The organism is Paenibacillus sp. ALE2, assembly GCF_054113385.1.
The window spans coordinates 1,081,988-1,098,043 of the sequence record NZ_CM134213.1; the positions used below are offsets into that span (position 1 = coordinate 1,081,988).

At 46.2% G+C, this 16,056-nt stretch carries 14 protein-coding genes and 1 riboswitch; of the genes, 8 read left to right on the plus strand and 6 right to left on the minus strand.

The window, feature by feature from the left end:
- Positions 1-63: 63 nt before the first annotated feature.
- Entirely contained in the window at positions 64-474 is a 411-nt protein-coding gene (locus ACXHJ1_RS04565; RefSeq protein ID WP_457905686.1) for a winged helix-turn-helix transcriptional regulator, read from the minus strand.
- Between the two features lie 184 nt (positions 475-658).
- Between ACXHJ1_RS04565 and ACXHJ1_RS04570 the strand changes: the two genes are divergently transcribed.
- Complete coding sequence (locus ACXHJ1_RS04570) at positions 659-1,333, plus strand: NAD(P)H-dependent oxidoreductase (protein WP_457905687.1); 675 nt, start codon at positions 659-661, stop codon at positions 1,331-1,333.
- Positions 1,334-1,432: 99 nt separating this feature from the next.
- On the opposite strand, the gene ACXHJ1_RS04575 is transcribed toward ACXHJ1_RS04570, so the two are convergent.
- Both ACXHJ1_RS04575 and ACXHJ1_RS04580 read right to left on the minus strand, forming a co-directional pair.
- Positions 1,433-1,813, minus strand: a complete 381-nt coding sequence (locus ACXHJ1_RS04575; RefSeq protein ID WP_457905688.1) for a TIGR02328 family protein — start codon at positions 1,811-1,813, stop codon at positions 1,433-1,435.
- 33 nt (positions 1,814-1,846) lie between these two features.
- The gene (locus ACXHJ1_RS04580) at positions 1,847-3,103 is read right to left on the minus strand and encodes a DUF445 domain-containing protein (RefSeq protein ID WP_457905689.1); all 1,257 of its coding nucleotides are present in this window, start codon (positions 3,101-3,103) and stop codon (positions 1,847-1,849) included.
- Between the two features lie 632 nt (positions 3,104-3,735).
- Here ACXHJ1_RS04580 and ACXHJ1_RS04585 point away from each other — a divergent pair.
- The 3 genes from ACXHJ1_RS04585 to ACXHJ1_RS04595 all read left to right on the plus strand — a co-directional run bounded on the left by ACXHJ1_RS04585 (position 3,736) and on the right by ACXHJ1_RS04595 (position 9,309).
- Positions 3,736-4,617: an AraC family transcriptional regulator gene (locus ACXHJ1_RS04585; RefSeq protein WP_090891393.1), complete on the plus strand. Its 882-nt coding sequence runs from the start codon at positions 3,736-3,738 to the stop codon at positions 4,615-4,617.
- A 50-nt stretch (positions 4,618-4,667) separates the two neighbouring features.
- Positions 4,668-4,748, plus strand: a riboswitch (cyclic di-GMP riboswitch).
- Positions 4,749-4,983: 235 nt separating this feature from the next.
- Entirely contained in the window at positions 4,984-8,532 is a 3,549-nt protein-coding gene (locus ACXHJ1_RS04590; protein WP_457905690.1) for a collagen binding domain-containing protein, read from the plus strand.
- A 111-nt stretch (positions 8,533-8,643) separates the two neighbouring features.
- Positions 8,644-9,309: a class D sortase gene (locus ACXHJ1_RS04595; protein ID WP_090891396.1), complete on the plus strand. Its 666-nt coding sequence runs from the start codon at positions 8,644-8,646 to the stop codon at positions 9,307-9,309.
- 89 nt (positions 9,310-9,398) lie between these two features.
- On the opposite strand, the gene ACXHJ1_RS04600 is transcribed toward ACXHJ1_RS04595, so the two are convergent.
- Entirely contained in the window at positions 9,399-9,866 is a 468-nt protein-coding gene (locus tag ACXHJ1_RS04600) for a cupin domain-containing protein (RefSeq protein WP_016818857.1), read from the minus strand.
- 328 nt (positions 9,867-10,194) lie between these two features.
- Between ACXHJ1_RS04600 and ACXHJ1_RS04605 the strand changes: the two genes are divergently transcribed.
- The 4 genes from ACXHJ1_RS04605 (at position 10,195) to ACXHJ1_RS04620 (ending at position 13,201) form a co-directional block, all read left to right on the plus strand.
- The gene (locus ACXHJ1_RS04605) at positions 10,195-10,932 is read left to right on the plus strand and encodes an amino acid ABC transporter ATP-binding protein (protein WP_274597397.1); all 738 of its coding nucleotides are present in this window, start codon (positions 10,195-10,197) and stop codon (positions 10,930-10,932) included.
- Positions 10,933-10,974: 42 nt separating this feature from the next.
- A complete protein-coding gene (locus ACXHJ1_RS04610; protein WP_016818859.1) occupies positions 10,975-11,805 on the plus strand; it encodes a transporter substrate-binding domain-containing protein in 831 nt (276 codons plus the stop codon).
- 71 nt (positions 11,806-11,876) lie between these two features.
- Positions 11,877-12,536, plus strand: coding sequence for an amino acid ABC transporter permease (locus ACXHJ1_RS04615; protein ID WP_107735146.1), 660 nt, complete (start codon positions 11,877-11,879; stop codon positions 12,534-12,536).
- 14 nt (positions 12,537-12,550) lie between these two features.
- Positions 12,551-13,201: an amino acid ABC transporter permease gene (locus ACXHJ1_RS04620; RefSeq protein WP_017427179.1), complete on the plus strand. Its 651-nt coding sequence runs from the start codon at positions 12,551-12,553 to the stop codon at positions 13,199-13,201.
- 27 nt (positions 13,202-13,228) lie between these two features.
- Here the strand turns inward: ACXHJ1_RS04620 and ACXHJ1_RS04625 are convergent, their stop codons facing one another.
- Together ACXHJ1_RS04625 and opp4A are read right to left on the minus strand one after the other, a co-directional pair.
- Positions 13,229-14,188 (minus strand): LysR family transcriptional regulator, encoded by a 960-nt coding sequence (locus tag ACXHJ1_RS04625; RefSeq protein WP_457905691.1) that lies wholly within the window; start codon positions 14,186-14,188, stop codon positions 13,229-13,231.
- A gap of 42 nt (positions 14,189-14,230) precedes the next feature.
- Positions 14,231-16,051 (minus strand): oligopeptide ABC transporter substrate-binding protein, encoded by a 1,821-nt coding sequence (opp4A, locus tag ACXHJ1_RS04630; RefSeq protein WP_457905692.1) that lies wholly within the window; start codon positions 16,049-16,051, stop codon positions 14,231-14,233.
- Between the last annotated feature and the right edge of the window lie 5 nt (positions 16,052-16,056).

The following is a 16,056-nucleotide window of genomic DNA, read 5'->3' on the forward strand; positions in this document are numbered from 1 at the left end:
ATTTTATAAAGATATCCCGTCCTTATTCCGCCCGCTAATGTTTCTCATGCGTCTGCTATGAAATCATTGGTGGGCTTTTTTCATGTCTATTTTAGCAAAATGCTTGCCTGACTTGGAAGTTGTCGCCACAGTCTCGCAACCCTGTTCTCCGTAGAAGATACCCCAGTCTCTCATAAAATCCAGCAACGGTCTTAACGTATCTCCCAACGGGGTAAGCGAGTACTCCACACGCGGTGGGTTCTCGTTATAAATTTCACGGTGCACAATGCCATCACGCTCCAATTCGCGCAACTGCAAGGTTAGCATCCGCTGTGTAATATTAGGGAGGGTCCGTCGAATTTCATTATAGCGCCGTGGTCCTGTGGTCAAATGATACAAGATGACCCCCTTCCATTTGCCGCCTATAATCCCAACAGTTGTCGCGACAGGACACCCAAAATTAACGCTAACTGTATGTTCCATCTCCTGTGCCATGTATTCCCCTTCTTTCTACAGGTTGTAGACTAATAGCCCCAGACCTACAAGGTACAAATATGTGCGTACTTGTTCCCGCAAAAAACTTTCTATATGATGACTATATATTCGATATCAACTCTCATTATAGTAGCAGAAAACCGATAGAGCACCAACTAAACCCAAATCTAAAGGAGTACATTTCATGTCCAATACATCAGCTAAAAAACAGGAAATTCTGGATGCCTTTCTATTCAGACATGCCACGAAAGAATTCGACCCTAATCGCATCATACCGGAGGAGGATTTTCAATTCATTCTCGAAACTGGACGACTTTCCCCAAGCTCCGTAGGATTTGAACCTTGGCAGTTTGTAGTCGTACAAAATCAGGCATTGAGAGAAAAACTGGCTGCGGTTTCCAGTGGTGGTCAAAAGCAGATCCCAGCGGCCAGCCATGTCGTTTTGATTTTGGCACGTAAGGATGTCCGTTATGATTCACCTTACGTGGAGTACATGTATAAAGAGGTGAAGGGTATGTCTGACGAAGACTTCGCCTCCCTACCAGGCCGCTATAAGATTTTCCAAGGTGAAAACCAACGCCTGCTGGAAAACGAACGCACGTTATTCGACTGGGCCTCCAAGCAAACTTATATTGCCTTAGGTAATATGATGACAGCGGCAGCTCAGATCGGCATTGATTCCTGCCCGATTGAAGGCTTTAACTATGATCAGGTGCATGCCATTTTGGAGGAAGAAGGCCTGCTGGAGGACGGGCTGCTGGATATTTCAGTCATCGCTGCCTTCGGTTATCGTGCTCATGAACCCAAGCGGGAAAAATCCAGGCAACCACTGGAGAAGGTCACACACTGGGTTCTGTAGCCTGCGACTCATACCCTTCCAAACCTTGGACATTAAAGCATCTAAAAAGCGGGCTTACGGCGCTTCATCTGAATGATGAACACACCGTAGCCCGCTTTTTTAGATCACTTCAATCTCTATTAAAATTCCTTTGGAAGCCAGGTTATCCAGGCACTCCTTCATATATTCGTCATCATGCTCCACATATGCGTCCACGCCTGCCAGTTCCTCGCCTAGCTCCGCTTCCCAAGGTTCACACTGCTTACCACGATACAATGGCTGTTCCCATAGTGGATCAACATTGTATCCTCTGCTTTTCATTTCGTCCATAATGAGCTTATGATAGCGTACCAGCAGCATGGGGTGATAGTCGAACACATAATTCACTGTGGCGTGTGGCTTTCCCCACCCGTTCCCCCGCAGGGCACAACACTCACGATGTTGTCCCAACAGTTGGGGACGGGGCAGCTTGCCAATCAATTGTTCATGCCAAAGCCTCATGCTTCCACAACCTTATCTGTAGCTTTTTCTGTATTATTGGATTAGCATACGGATACCTGTCAGTACAATACCGATCAGGAAGCCTGTTACTGCGCCGTTAATACGTATCCACTGCAAATCCTGTCCCAGTTTGTCCTCCATCAGTGCAATCAGGGATTTGTTATCCATTTTGTCTACATTTTCGCGCACCAGGTTACCAATCCGGCTATGATTGGCTTCCACGAGACTAGTAATTCCTTCCACGATTCGTGCATTAATTTTATCGAGCAATTCGGTATTCCCTCTTAAATCAGCCAGCATCCGATCCAGTAACGGTAAAATGTAGGTCGGCACATAGTCTTCGTCTTCCATATAGTTCAATAAGCGGGTACGAAGCTCTTCCATTTTACCGAGCACGGACGCTTCGCCTTCCCAAGCTTCAATCAGGCTATCCTTCCAGCCGTTCAGCCCTTCCTGAACCGTCTCCTTCGTTGCCAATCGGGTCACCTGTGTTCTCAGACCGTCGATCACTGCCAGACGGCGCGGATGCTCTTCCCTTTGCAGCTCTGCTACCTGATCCAGCAGGAAATGACGAATCATTTCACCCATGCGCTCTTCGTTCAGATAGCCGAGGAAGGCGTTCAAGGCAAATTGCATCAGCCCGCTCACCTGCAAACCACTGACAGCCTGCATCCCTAAGGTGCCAAGTGTATAGCCTGTTTCCGGTCGCAAAAGCCAGGATTCCGCCTGCTCCAGCGTGTAATCCAGTGCGCGAATATCATAGCCCTTCTCACTGGATTGGCGGGCAAGCGCCTCCAGTAGTGGTCCGGCATCGATGTCCGTCACCTGTCGCTTGATCTCAGCCACGATAATCGGAGCCAATTCCGCGAGCGGGAGCGACTGGACGAGCCGCTTGGCGAGCACATCTATCGATGCTGCTGCTTCTGGTGTACGCAATCCTTTTTCCACACCGCCCAGCATCAGCTCCGCCAAACGAATGTCCGCGATTTTAGAAGCAATGCTGTCTTTGTTCAGCAAGTTATTTTCCACCGTATTCACCAATGCATTCGTGAGCTTGTCCCTATTTTTGGGGAGAAGCGCCGTATGTGGTATCGGGATGCCTAGCGGATGACGGAACAATGCTGTGACAGCGAACCAGTCTGCCAGTCCCCCTACAAGTCCTGCCTCAAAGGCTCCGGCTAACAATCGAACCCAGCCATATTGCTGGAAGGGCACGGTGGCTGCAAAGCCTGCCCCTAGAATAACGAGCGACCAAGCCGCTGCGGTTTTCGTATTTTTGGGTTTTTCCATTCTGTAATCCTCCAAACTGACTATCGATAAGTTAAGCTACTATACATGTATTACCCATCATATCATTGCCTGTGTAATTTCCAAAGTTGAGAGCACTTATAATTCAACACATAAGGACATTTTTTGCGTAATTTTTTATGCATATATCTCTCTTTTTTACATTCATGTTCGTGAACCAAATCACAACACTGGGTCCAAAATCTCATTTTCAATAATAAGCCTTACGAACCATTTTATCAGAACCAAGTCCTAAATTTCTTAAACCGAAAGGAGAAGTGAATGGAAAAGTTGAATGGGCATGTAAGATATTTTTTTCAACACTATCCTATATTTGACCCCAGAAAGGATTTGAATCCATGATGACCTCAGAATTCTTTCAACAATATTCGACCTTTTATACGGATGACCAAGTTGAATATCCATAAGAAGCGAGGCTTCAATAAAACTAACACACTTAATTTGATATATAGACATATTTAATGTTATAAAGTGCAAATTTTGATATTAGACATATTTAATGTGATAAAATAAACTTTTATTAAATAGTAAATCATGTTTAATCAGCCATTATATATTGGTAAAACAAACCAAGATAAGCTAGATAAAATTGCTTTTTTGTAAAGGAATTGAATATGACAACAGACCAAAAAAACATCGAGGGCCTCTGGAACGGCGAACCTGTCGTAATTGTGCGCACCCCCTCCGCTTTTGCCAAGCAATCCCTTTTATATATTCAGGAATTAGGATATTTCCAAAAAACCTCTGATTTTACAATAGAAAGGAAAGAACTCACCTCCTTTTTGCTTGTTTTTACGCTGTCTGGTAAGGGAGAGTTACTGTACCAGGACAAGAAATATATTTTAAAGCCTCATGATTTGTTTTTTGTTAATTGCGAGGAATATGTACAATACAGCACCTCCGGTGATGAAGCCTGGAAGTTTATCAGCTTATACCTGTACGGCAACCTGATCGAGCATTTTTACGAACAATTTGCCAAGCATAATAAACCGGTAATATCCGTGCACAATCCGTCTATTATATTGGACAAGCTGCATGCTCTAATCTGCGGACAGTCTGATCGGAGCCTTTCCGGCGAGCTGCTAACGTCCAGACTCATTGGTGAGATACTGACGTACATTTTGCAGCATCCTTATGATCAGCGGCATGTAAATGCTGGAACGCTCAGCGAAGTACGTCGGGTGCAGCAGTACTTGGACCAGTCCTATTGTGAACGAATTACGCTAGACTCACTGGCAGACATGTTCAACCTAAACAAATTTAATCTTGCTAAAAATTTCAAAAAACAGATTGGATTTTCTCCAATTGATTATCTCATTAATGTCCGGATCACAGCCGCTCAGGGATGGCTTAAAACCAGTGACATATCCATTGTGGATATCGCAAGGTACGTTGGGATTCCCAATACAAGCCATTTTATCAACCTATTCAAGGAACATGTAGGGGAAACACCTCATTCCTTCCGTAAAAAATGGGGAAACCGCTCCAAACTGTAAATAGGAGGTCTCATGTACTCCGTTTGATAGACGATAGACGAACAAGCTATTCAAGCTAATGGCAAAGCTGTCGAAAGACAGTGACGCAAAACTATAGGGCCTTCCTACTCGGATGGCAGCCAGTTACCAGGTGAACGAGCTTTTTATTATGCCTTTTTACATAGCTCCATCACAAAATTGCTATACCTCTCTCGAAGAAAAAACCTTGATCACTATGATCAAGGTTTTTTTCTGTTGGGGTAGTCATGTCAACCTAGCATGCTGAATATACTAATTTCGAACTAGGAGGAGGGAAGGAAAACAATATAACACAACATAACCGCCGGAGCTTGCCATATTACGATGAATAGGAGAATCACTTGGAGCATGGGAACCAAAATAAATGTCATGATTATTGCCTTATTGCTCATTGTCCAAAGCTTTTTCAGCACCACACTGGCTTACGCAGATCCTCCTGCCCCTGAACTGCCGCACAGTGCTGTATCCGATCCTACAACCGTTACGGATGCTGTATATGCGGTCCCAAACCCTGAACCCCCTAAGGAGGTTCCGCCAAACACTGTCCCTTCCGTGCAAGGAGCAGCTCATTCAAAGTCTCAAAAGGAAGCAGCTCCCCAGAGTATACTAACGAAGTTGAGTCTAACGGACGAAGCCGGACGTGTCATTGATGCGGTATATAATCCAGGTAGTACGTTCGACATTGGATCAGCCATCCAACTTGGCTATGAATGGGAGCTTCCTGACGATACTTATAAAGCAGGGGATACCTTCACCTTTCACTTACCAGAACAGTTTGTCATCTACACTGATATCTCATCTCCGCTAGTGACTACAGACGGGACCGTGGGGTTCTTTACAGTAGATCGTCAGGGTAAGGTCATCATGACCTTTAACCAATATGTAGAGAACCATTCCCATGTCAGCGGCAAACTGCAAATTAAAACCGAATTCACAAAAGAAACGGTGAAAGGCAGCACAGAAGTCATCATTGCGATTCCAATTAAAGGCGGGGTTCAAACGGTCATCGTAAATGTGAAACCCCAGTCAGGGCCAACCTTAAGCAAGCAAGGAAAAATAAATGGCACCCACCAGATCGACTGGGCCATTGATGTGAACAAACAGCTAAACACCGTTAAACACGCCCTCATTACCGATCCAACTCCTTCAGGACTGGAACTCGTGAGAGGCTCTATCCGACTCTATCATCTGCAAGTCAATATCGATGGCACGACCGTTGTCAAAGACCTAGTGAATGCGAGTAAATACGCCATTGAATCGGATCAAGCCGGGACCGGATTTGCAATTCGTTTTCAAGATGCTAGCATTAGCACTGCCTATCAGATCCAATACTCCACCCGCATTACTGGCAACGAAACTCGCTTTTCCAACACAGCGACGCTTTCAGGGGATGCGATAGATAACGTTGCTGCCACCGCTACAGTTCAGGTGGAGCGTGGTGAATTTTTGTCCAAAAAAGTTGAAAAGTATGATCATGCCACACAAACACTCTCGTGGGCCATAAGATATAACTTTGGCGAGACAAAAATCCCCGAAGCCAAAGCCCTTTTAATTGATCATTTCAACAAAACTCAAAAATTGCTGCCCGGTTCTTTGAAAGTATTTAAGGGAAATACACTGGAGGAGCTTCCATCGTGGGCGTACACCGTCATCCCGGTTGACTATCCCGACCGTAACGGCTTCAAACTTCAATTCAACTTCGACGTAGATTCAGCCTATACCATCCGATATCAGACCCAGGCTAGAGGCCGCGTCTATGAAGATGAAAAAATTACAAACATCATCACCACAGATGGAACCCAGAAGATCATATCGACGGAAATCACAAGCGGAGTTATGACTAAAATGTATGACACGCCCAATTACAACACGAAAGTCATACCTTGGGTGATCACCATTAATACAGACTCATACACCATGAAAAATATTGTCATTAAGGATGTGTTCCCTAATGGGGGCCTCGCCTTGTTGCCCGACACCCTGAAAATTCAAAGTGTTGACGGTACAACGGAACTACTCGCACCCATGGATTATGAGCTAGTTCCACGATCAGCGGACTATAAACAAGGGTTTACACTTATTTTTCATAAAACGATTCAGAAAGCTTATACGATCAAATATTCAACTCTCTACAACAATGATTGGAAAACAGATACGACGAAGCCCGAATTTCGCAACAAATCCTTTATAGATTATCAATATGAAAATGGTGAAACATCATCGCATGAGGTGGAATGCCCGATCTGGCCGGACTTTATGACACAACGGAACGGGGCCAAGCAAGGAAGCTATGATGCGAGCTCCAAACTCATTACCTGGGATATTAAAGCCAACTATAATCGCAAGATCCTGAATCATGCGGAAGTGAGAGATGTCTTATTGCAAGGTCAGAGGTTACTGCCTGGCTCCGTAAAAGTATACGATATGACCTTGCTGGGATGGTGGGATGGCGTACAAAAAGGGGCTGAAATCCCGGCAGATCAATATACAATTATTCCTCCCACTAAACAAAATAGTAATGAATTGCGTATCCAGTTCAAGAAGCCGATACAGACTCCGTACTGGATTACCTTTCAAACTTCATTGGAAGGAGAATTGATTGAAAAGGAAATTCATAATCGCGCTCTTCTACTGGATGGACAAAAAACCGTCTCCGATTGGACAGCCCAAGTTACGGTACCTCATGGCGGGGAATATGTGTCTAAGGCCGGCGCACAAAATGGAAATAAGATCGACTGGAGCATTCGTATCAATGAAGGACAATCACATGTGTCCAACGCTAAAATAGTCGATCAGCCTAGCAACAACCAAATCTTAATTGAAGATTCCTTTCATTTATACTCTGCAATCATGGCTGCCAATGGAAATACCACCAAGGGCACCGAATTAATCAAAAACCGAGATTACTGGCTTCACATCAAGACAGACACTCAGGGCCAGCAAACTTTTGAGCTTACTTTTGCCAAGGATATTTCCACTGCTTTTATTCTTGAATATCAATCGTTCATTCATGCTGAGGATAAAGCTAAGGTGAGCAACAAGGTTGCTTTTGCAGGAGATCGTTTGACGACAGAACTGCGGGAAACCAGTCAGGAAATCATCGTACGAACATCTTCCGGCTCCGGTTCTGGTGGGGGCGTAACCGAAACCCTTGAGCTGACCAAGGTAGATCAGGATGCTCCCGACAGAGTACTGCCTGGCGCCCGGTTTGCACTCTATGATAAGGGACAAAAAAGAGCACCGCTTATACAAACGACCAATGCGGAAGGCAAAATCATCTTTTCCTCCTTGCTTCATGACGATTACATTTTGGAAGAATTGGCAGCACCGGAGGGGTATGAAATAACAGAGGGTAAGCTTGAGATCAGAATAGACGCAGCACTCCAACAAAGCTCTGGCATAAAGAGGGTTGTGATCACCAATCGTAAAGAAAAGAAAAACGAACCCGAAACACCTGTAGACCCGGGCACACCTACCCACCCAGAGCCGTCTCCCCCAGCGGGAGGCTCCGGAAAAAAACATGATAAAGATCCCGAGGTGCCCGTGACACCATCTATAACCGTTCCTCCGTCACTGCCAAGGCCTCCGGAAGGCATTGTCCCTCCACAGAAGCAACCCGCACCCACACCGCCACCAGCAGCCCGGGAGGAACCCAAAGCACTGCCTGAACCACCAGCCGTCATGCCTCATCAAGATCCGTCTCCTCCAGTGGAGCCGAACGACGAGCCCAAACCTAAAATCCGTCTCCATGATCCGGAGAAAGAGCCCGAGGAGCCACCTGCAGTGCATCAGTTGCCCCAAACAGGTGAAAGTAGCCCCGTTCCGTTTTATTTGGCAGGCATTGCCATGATTATATGCGGCGTATTTTTGAAATTTAGACGAACAAACAAAAAATAAATGCAATCTACCTGCCCTGATCTTCCGTCTCATTCCCGAGTGGAATGAGACGGAAATGGGGCATTTTTTTCAAAGTATGTATCATCCGTACATTGCTTAGGGGAGATGAGATTGCTGAATCTGCGTAAACTTTCCTATCTGTTTATTGGGTTGGGCTTACTCTTTATTTTGTTTCCTAAAGCGACCGAATGGAATGAGGATCGAGAACAACACAAGCTGTTACAAGCAGCGGAGTTATCTCTAGAAAAAAGCAATTCGGTATTGCCTTCTAGTCTTGCAGACAGCTATGCTCACCTGCCCACTCGGGTTGCGGAAGCTCCGGTTAGTGAGGCACGGCAACATACCTTTCCATCCCCCGCTCCCAATGCCAGCGTTAATGAACAAACTCCTATAGCCACTATTAGCATAAGTCGTATTGCTTTAAAGCTCCCTGTGTTGGAAGGCGCAACGAGGAAAAACATGAAATATGCGGCAGTACATATGCCGGAAACGGGAAAGCTGGGACAAGTGGGGAATGCTGCTATTGCTGCTCATCGAGCCCGTACTCCCGGACGTTTATTTAATCGTCTTCATGAACTGAAGATTGGAGATAAAATTGTTGTTAACGCTCAAGGTAGCCAGTATATGTATAAAGTTTACAGCATAAAGGTAGTCGATCCAATGGACGTGTCTGTTCTGAAAAGCTTCAAAAACCATAAGCTGCTCACGCTAATTACATGCGACCCTCTCGTGAATCCCACCCATCGTCTCATTGTTCAAGCCAAGCTAAGCACCTAAACCTAGCTAAATCGCCCATTCCTATGGATAAAATAAATCAGGCGGGCTATTCCTGCTCGTTTACAGAAATACACCCGCCATAGTTCACATCATGCTTCAGTTGAATTCTTGGCAATCAGCTTAAAATCATCAAAGTGGAATCCTGGTGCAACAACACAGGTTACCAGCACAGGCTCATCCCCCAGCGGACGTGCCGTTTGCCATACTGTTCCTGGTACGAGTGCTTGTGGATGTTGTCCTGCCTCCACATCTGCACCAACGATAATTACCGTTTCTTCGCCAGGTTCTTCTCCGCTTCCACCCAATTTTAGCTCTATAGGACTTCCGCTATGGTATAGCCACAGCTCATCAGAATGGACCACATGCCACTCGGAGAACTCACCCGGATGCAGCAAGAAATACGTAGACGAAGCTGCAAAGCGCGGACCGGAATACACATCCGGCAGTACAGGCTTCGGAATTTGAAAATTGGCCTTCCACATCTCTTTGTACCAGCCGCCTTCTGGATGGGGCTCCATGCCCAATGCCGTGACTAGCGGTGAAATAGCTTTCGTCATTGTCTATCCTTCCTTTACCCTAAATTCCTTCTCCCCTACTGTAAAACATAGCGCTGCTTTTGTCACGTTTCTCCCTCTGCATGTCGAAGATCAATAAACTATGTCAAATTTAATGACATTAAATTGTGGATACATACTCACTTTCATCATATAAATAACAGTAAACTAGTAAAAATACATTCAAAAACATATTCAACGTAAAGTTTATTGACATAAAATCTTGTTTTTTATTGTAAGCTTATAGTATCATGAGAGAAATTTTGAAATTCTAATAGAGCTTAATCATGTCAGTCGTCTACTAAGCGATGTATTCAAGTCAAAAAAAGGGGTGAGCTCTCTGATCCAATTTCGCAATGTCAACAAGCATTACGGTCACTTTCATGTACTTAAAGACATCAATCTTCAGATTAAGGAGGGCGAGGTCGTTGTCATCATCGGTCCCTCCGGCTCAGGTAAAAGCACCCTGCTTCGCTGCATCAATCGTCTGGAAACGATATCCGATGGGGAGCTAATCGTTAACGATGTCCCTGTGCATGACAAAAAGATTGATATTAACGCCTTCCGTCGCAATATCGGGATGGTATTCCAACATTTCAATCTGTATCCCCACAAAAAGGTGATTGAGAACATTGTACTGGCACCGATGAAGGTACTGGGCATCCCGAAAGAAGAAGCTATTCAAACAGCCCTCACCTATCTGAAGCGTGTCGGAATCGAGGAAAAGGCACAGAGCTACCCCGCCCAATTGTCCGGTGGACAGCAGCAGCGGGTGGCGATCGCCCGTGGACTCGCGATGAATCCGAAAATTATGCTGTTTGACGAGCCTACTTCAGCCCTGGACCCCGAAACCATCGGAGAGGTGCTGGATGTCATGCGCTCGCTTGCCCATCAGGGCATCACGATGGTCATCGTCACTCATGAAATGGGCTTTGCCCGTGAAGTGGCAGACCGCGTGATTTTTATGGACAAAGGACAGATCCTGGAAGACAGCCAACCTGCTGAGTTTTTTCAGAATCCGGGTGAAGAACGGGCTCGCCTGTTCCTGAGCCGTCTGATTCATCATTAAACAGACTATTAATGGAATAAAAATCGAAAGGGGATCATCTTGATGAGAAAAAGATTTCAGTGGAGTACTTTGGTGCTGGTTGCATTATCCTGTCTGCTCGTCTTGGCAGGCTGTGGAGGCAAGCAAGAAGCAACAACGTCAGGAAATGAGGCAGCAGCTTCCAACGGGCTGGAAGCCATCAAACAGCGTGGCAAGCTGGTCATTGGGGTGAAGTACGATACCAAGTTGTTCGGACTAAAAGACCCGGCTAGCGGGAAGGTCGAGGGCTTTGATATCGACATCGCTAAGGCTGTAGCCAAGCATATTTTTGGTGATGAAACCAAGCTTGAGCTTAAGGAAGTCACGTCCAAAACACGAATCACCTTACTGCAAAATGGGGACATCGACGCTATTATCGCCACGATGACCATTTCGGATGAACGCAAAAAACAGGTCGATTTCAGCGATGTCTACTTTAATGCAGGGCAATCCCTGCTTGTGAAAAAGGGAAGCCCGATCACAGGTCTGGAGTCCCTGACTCCCGATACCAAGGTGCTCGCTGTTAAAGGCTCTACCTCCGCAAAAAATATCCGCGAAAAAGCGCCCAAAGCAACGATTTTAGAGTTTGAAAACTATCAAGATGCCTTCAACGCCCTCAAGGCAGGTAAAGGGCAAGCGCTGACGACCGATAACTCTATTCTGCTTGGCATGCAGCAGCAAGATCCGAATTATACCCTAGTAGGCGGGAACTTCACAGAGGAACCTTACGGTATCGCAGTGAAGAAGGGACAAACCGAACTGCTGCAAGCCATTAATGATACGATCAAGGAACTGAAAAGCAATGGTGAATACGATAAGCTGCATGAGCAATGGCTTGGGGTTAAACCCGAATAATGATCTTGTGAAGGAGCCGCGATTGCGTGCTCCTTCCTTTCTTAGCTCTGGATAAGGAGGTATACCCGTAGATGCTTACTTTTGATATCAACGTACTTCTCGATCATGGCGACCGTTTTAGAGAGGGCTTGCTTCATACTGTTCAAGCTAGTGTTATTGCCTTGATCGGAAGCTTTATTCTGGGCTCTATCATTGCCATCTTCCGAATTGCGCCTTTTAAATGGCTAAACTGGATCGGTACTGTCTATGTAGAGGTCATCCGCAATATTCCATTGCTGATTGTCGTACTGTTTTTTTATCTCGGTCTTCCCACTTTGGGCATCCCCTTGGATGGCTTTGTATCTGGAACGCTTGGATTGACTGTGTACACAGCCTCTTTCATTGCAGAAGCTATACGTGCCGGCATTCAATCTGTACCCAAAGGACAATTTGAAGCGGCAAGATCCTCCGGGTTGAATTACAACCAGACGATGATCAGCATTATTTTACCGCAAGCCATCAAAATTGTACTGCCTGCAATCGGCAACCAATTCATCAATCTGGTCAAAAACTCTTCCGTGCTGGCCATTGTGGCCGGACTGGATCTCATGTATTACTCGGATCTCATTAACTCGGATACCTTCCTGCCCATCACAGTCTATGCGATCACGGCGCTGCTGTATCTTGTATTGACGGTTCCGCTCAGCTTTCTCGTGTTATTTATGGAGCGACGCTTGTCCAAAACATCCTAAGGAGGGAAGCCCGTATGGATTTCGGTGGATTGTTTGCATGGCCTAATGTGCGTTTTATACTGGAGGGCTTCCTGCTCACGCTGGAAGTCGCCATTTACTCTATCATATTCAGCTTCGCTCTTGGTATCGTATTCGGCATTCTGCGCTATACCCGCTTACCTGTGCTCTCACAGGTTGCAGCCTTTATCATTGATCTGATTCGCAATCTGCCCTTATTGCTCATTATTTTCTTCATCGGCATGGTTTTGCCATCCATCGGATTTTCAATTTCCCTCAAGTGGGCAGCCATTACAGGACTGTCAATCTTCGAGGGAGCCATGATCGCCGAGATTGTGCGCAGTGGTCTGAATTCGGTCCATAAAGGACAGGTGGAAGCCGCACGTTCCTCCGGTCTAAGCTATTCTCAAACCTTATGGCATATCATTCTGCCCCAAGCGCTTCGTCGCATGGTGCCCCCGATTGTCAGCCAGTTCATTTCCCTATTTAAGGATACGTCACTGGCTGTCATTATCAGTTTGCCGGAGCTGACGCATAACATTCAGATCGTCGGTGGGCAAAATCAATCCTTTGTCATTCCAGCTCTGCTGTTCGCTGCTTTCCTGTACTTTGCCGTTAATTACAGTATGTCACTGATTGCACGCAGGTTGGAGGTTCGTACACATTAAGGCTTGTGATACTCATCACGGTTGCCATTAGTTGGAGCGCTCTGTCAGCACAGCTTGTATCTTATCTATCAATCGTTTCACTGCTTCTCCCTGGTAACGGTCAGCTCGATAAATCAACTCTAGCTGTCCTTGAGGCGCACCACGCGAAATAGGCACCGTACAAAAATGCGAACGATCCAGTTCGGCCGCAAGGGACTTCGTCTGTAAGGTTACGGCAAGTCCCTCCTGCACCCAGCGCAGGATTGAAGCTATAGAATTGGTTTCCAAGACGGTTGCAAAGGGATACCCGCGATCACGAAAGCATTTCTCAATCAGCTTCCTGCCAGGATGGCATTCTGGCTGCATCGCCCAGGGGACATGCCTCAATTCGTCCAGCATAATGGAAGAACGGTTGGAAAATGCATGGTTTACCGGGACAATAAGACAGTAGTTCTCTGTGCGGAGAGGAAGCCGGACAAGCCTTTCATCTGTACCCGAGTGTAGGGTGATGCCAATATCCACACGGTTATCCAGCAGCTGTTCTGTTACATCAAAGGATGGGCAGATGTGCAAGCTGATTTTAGGAAATGACCGATGAAAATGGGCAAGCATCTTTTGCAAAGGCTCCTCCAGCTCAGGTAATGCGATACCAATCCGTAAACTTCCGCGTTGCTCGGTACGCAGCTCCTCAATGGATGCCTTTGCTTGCTGTAATCCCTTGAGCGCATGGGCACTGTGTTGTAGCAGCAGTTTACCGGCATCTGTCATTTTAATTTTCTTGCCTGCGCGGTCAAAGAGTGTCATGCCCAGTTCCTCCTCCAGCGCCTTAATTTGCAAGCTAAGTGTGGGTTGAGAGATACCGATCTTTTCCGAAGCCTTCGTAAAATGCAGTTCCTCGCATACGGCTATGAAGTATTGAAGCTGACGTATTTCCGTCTTCCTTCTCTCCCTTCGAAAGTCCAAGAATGTTTGCATGAACAGGTCAAAAGAAGCGCGAGATCGGATCATTCCGGTTCGCGCTTCTTCGCAGGTTATTGCGCTTTTTTTAGATTATTGATCTACTTCTGCTTTTTCCGAAGTCAACGTAATATTCGCAAACACGTCTGCATCGTACTCCTTGCCACGGGTAATATCGTAATTGGCTACCCGATTATTCACTGCCTCCAGCGAATAACGGAATAACGTCGGTACAATGGGCGCCTCCTCGCTCATATACGCCTGCCACTGGTTGTATATATCTTTACGATAATTGTCGTCAAAGGCTTTCACAGACACCCCTTCCTGCAACAGCTTATCATTCTCTTCACTGGTAAAGCGCGAGTAGTTAAAGCTGGCTCCGCGTCCATACAGCCCACTAGGGTCTACATCTGTACCCGTACTCCATGCGCCGCCAAAAATATCAATGCCAGGGTCATCCTTCTGCACACGGTCATAGAAAGAATTGAACTCAAGCAGACGACCGTCCACCAGCTCGACATGAAGTCCCACATCCTTCCAATTTTGCAAATAAAACTTCGCCAGCGATTCAGCTGTCGCATCCCCGCTCATTGCTGCATAATGGAGCACCAGTTCCTTACCTTTAGGGTCCTCACGGTATCCATCTCCATTGGTATCCACATATCCTGCCTCGTCCAGCAGCTTTTTCGCCTTGTCTGGATCATACGCAATGCCCTTCGCATTCACATCATGGTATCCCTTGAAGGCGGGCGGGATCAGGGATGTCGCAGGAGTCCGAAGCCCATGATAGAGCTGCTTGCCAACCTGCTCATTATTCAGCGCGTAGCCAAGGGCCTGACGTAATGACTTGTTCGCCAGCTTGGCGTTCGGGTCCATGATATTCAGACTCTTGGCCTGATCGAATTTGCCCAGCTTAAAGCCTACATAGCTATAAGACAATTCCTCCTGACCGAGAAACTGTACATTTTTCGGATTACTGGCCTCATTGTAACGGGTGGTCGGATAGCTGGCCCAGTCGATTTCTCCGCTTTTTAACGCCTCGGTAATGACATTCGGATTCACCACCTTCAGATGAAGGCCATCCAACTTGGGCGCACCGCGGAAATAATCTTCATTTTTGACGAATTCTACAGATTCACCTGTGACCATAGATTTAATTTTGAATGGCCCATAGCCAATCGGATGTTTACGGACAGGATCAGATCCGGCCATGTCCTTCACAGGAATGTTCTGAAATACCTTCTTCTCCAGTGGTGTGGACCAGAGTCCCGACTTTACCGAAGGATTAGGTTCCTTAAAATGAATGGTAACCTCTTTCTCATTCAGCACCTTGATGCCAGAAATGGTTTTGGCCTTGCCGGCGTGATAATCTTCCATCCCTACAATGTTGGTCATAAAACTATCATAACGCGGACCTTCGTAGTCTTTGTTACCGATCACTTCATAGGAAAAGGCATAGTCCTCTGCCGTTACGGGATTACCATCTGTCCAGTTCAGTTTGGGATCAATTTTGACAGTCACCGCCTTATTATCTGCGGAAAAGGAAATCGTCGCCGCTCCTTTATCGTCAATATTCAGATTGGAATCAATCGAAAACATGGAAGGGTAGAAAAACTGGAAGACTTCAAAATCCGGATTTCCATCATAAAATACAGGATTCAGAATACCTTCAAAAGGGGTGTCGGACACGAGTGCATAATTGATGATGCCGCCCTTAATCGGGGGTTTATCGTTCTTGACCGCCTTTGCCAGCGCAGTCGTATTCACCTGCTTGTTGTCGGACCCTGGTCCACCTGTACCGTCAGACGATTTTGCTCCACTCGAAGTGGAAGGCGAGCCGCTGCATGCGGCCAAAGAAAGCACCAAAATGGCAGATAGAACAGGCAAAATTCCTTTTTTCCAGCTTTTAATCATTGTAA

Coding starts and splice junctions, on each gene's coding strand:
- ACXHJ1_RS04615 (WP_107735146.1), top strand. CDS start 11,877: ATGCTTACTTTTGATATCAACGTACTTCTCGATCATGGCGACCGTTTT.
- ACXHJ1_RS04600 (WP_016818857.1), bottom strand. CDS start 9,866: ATGACGAAAGCTATTTCACCGCTAGTCACGGCATTGGGCATGGAGCCC.
- ACXHJ1_RS04565 (WP_457905686.1), bottom strand. CDS start 474: ATGGCACAGGAGATGGAACATACAGTTAGCGTTAATTTTGGGTGTCCT.
- ACXHJ1_RS04585 (WP_090891393.1), top strand. CDS start 3,736: ATGACAACAGACCAAAAAAACATCGAGGGCCTCTGGAACGGCGAACCT.
- ACXHJ1_RS04575 (WP_457905688.1), bottom strand. CDS start 1,813: ATGAGGCTTTGGCATGAACAATTGATTGGCAAGCTGCCCCGTCCCCAA.
- ACXHJ1_RS04625 (WP_457905691.1), bottom strand. CDS start 14,188: ATGATCCGATCTCGCGCTTCTTTTGACCTGTTCATGCAAACATTCTTG.
- ACXHJ1_RS04590 (WP_457905690.1), top strand. CDS start 4,984: ATGGGAACCAAAATAAATGTCATGATTATTGCCTTATTGCTCATTGTC.
- opp4A (WP_457905692.1), bottom strand. CDS start 16,051: ATGATTAAAAGCTGGAAAAAAGGAATTTTGCCTGTTCTATCTGCCATT.
- ACXHJ1_RS04580 (WP_457905689.1), bottom strand. CDS start 3,103: ATGGAAAAACCCAAAAATACGAAAACCGCAGCGGCTTGGTCGCTCGTT.
- ACXHJ1_RS04620 (WP_017427179.1), top strand. CDS start 12,551: ATGGATTTCGGTGGATTGTTTGCATGGCCTAATGTGCGTTTTATACTG.
- ACXHJ1_RS04570 (WP_457905687.1), top strand. CDS start 659: ATGTCCAATACATCAGCTAAAAAACAGGAAATTCTGGATGCCTTTCTA.
- ACXHJ1_RS04610 (WP_016818859.1), top strand. CDS start 10,975: ATGAGAAAAAGATTTCAGTGGAGTACTTTGGTGCTGGTTGCATTATCC.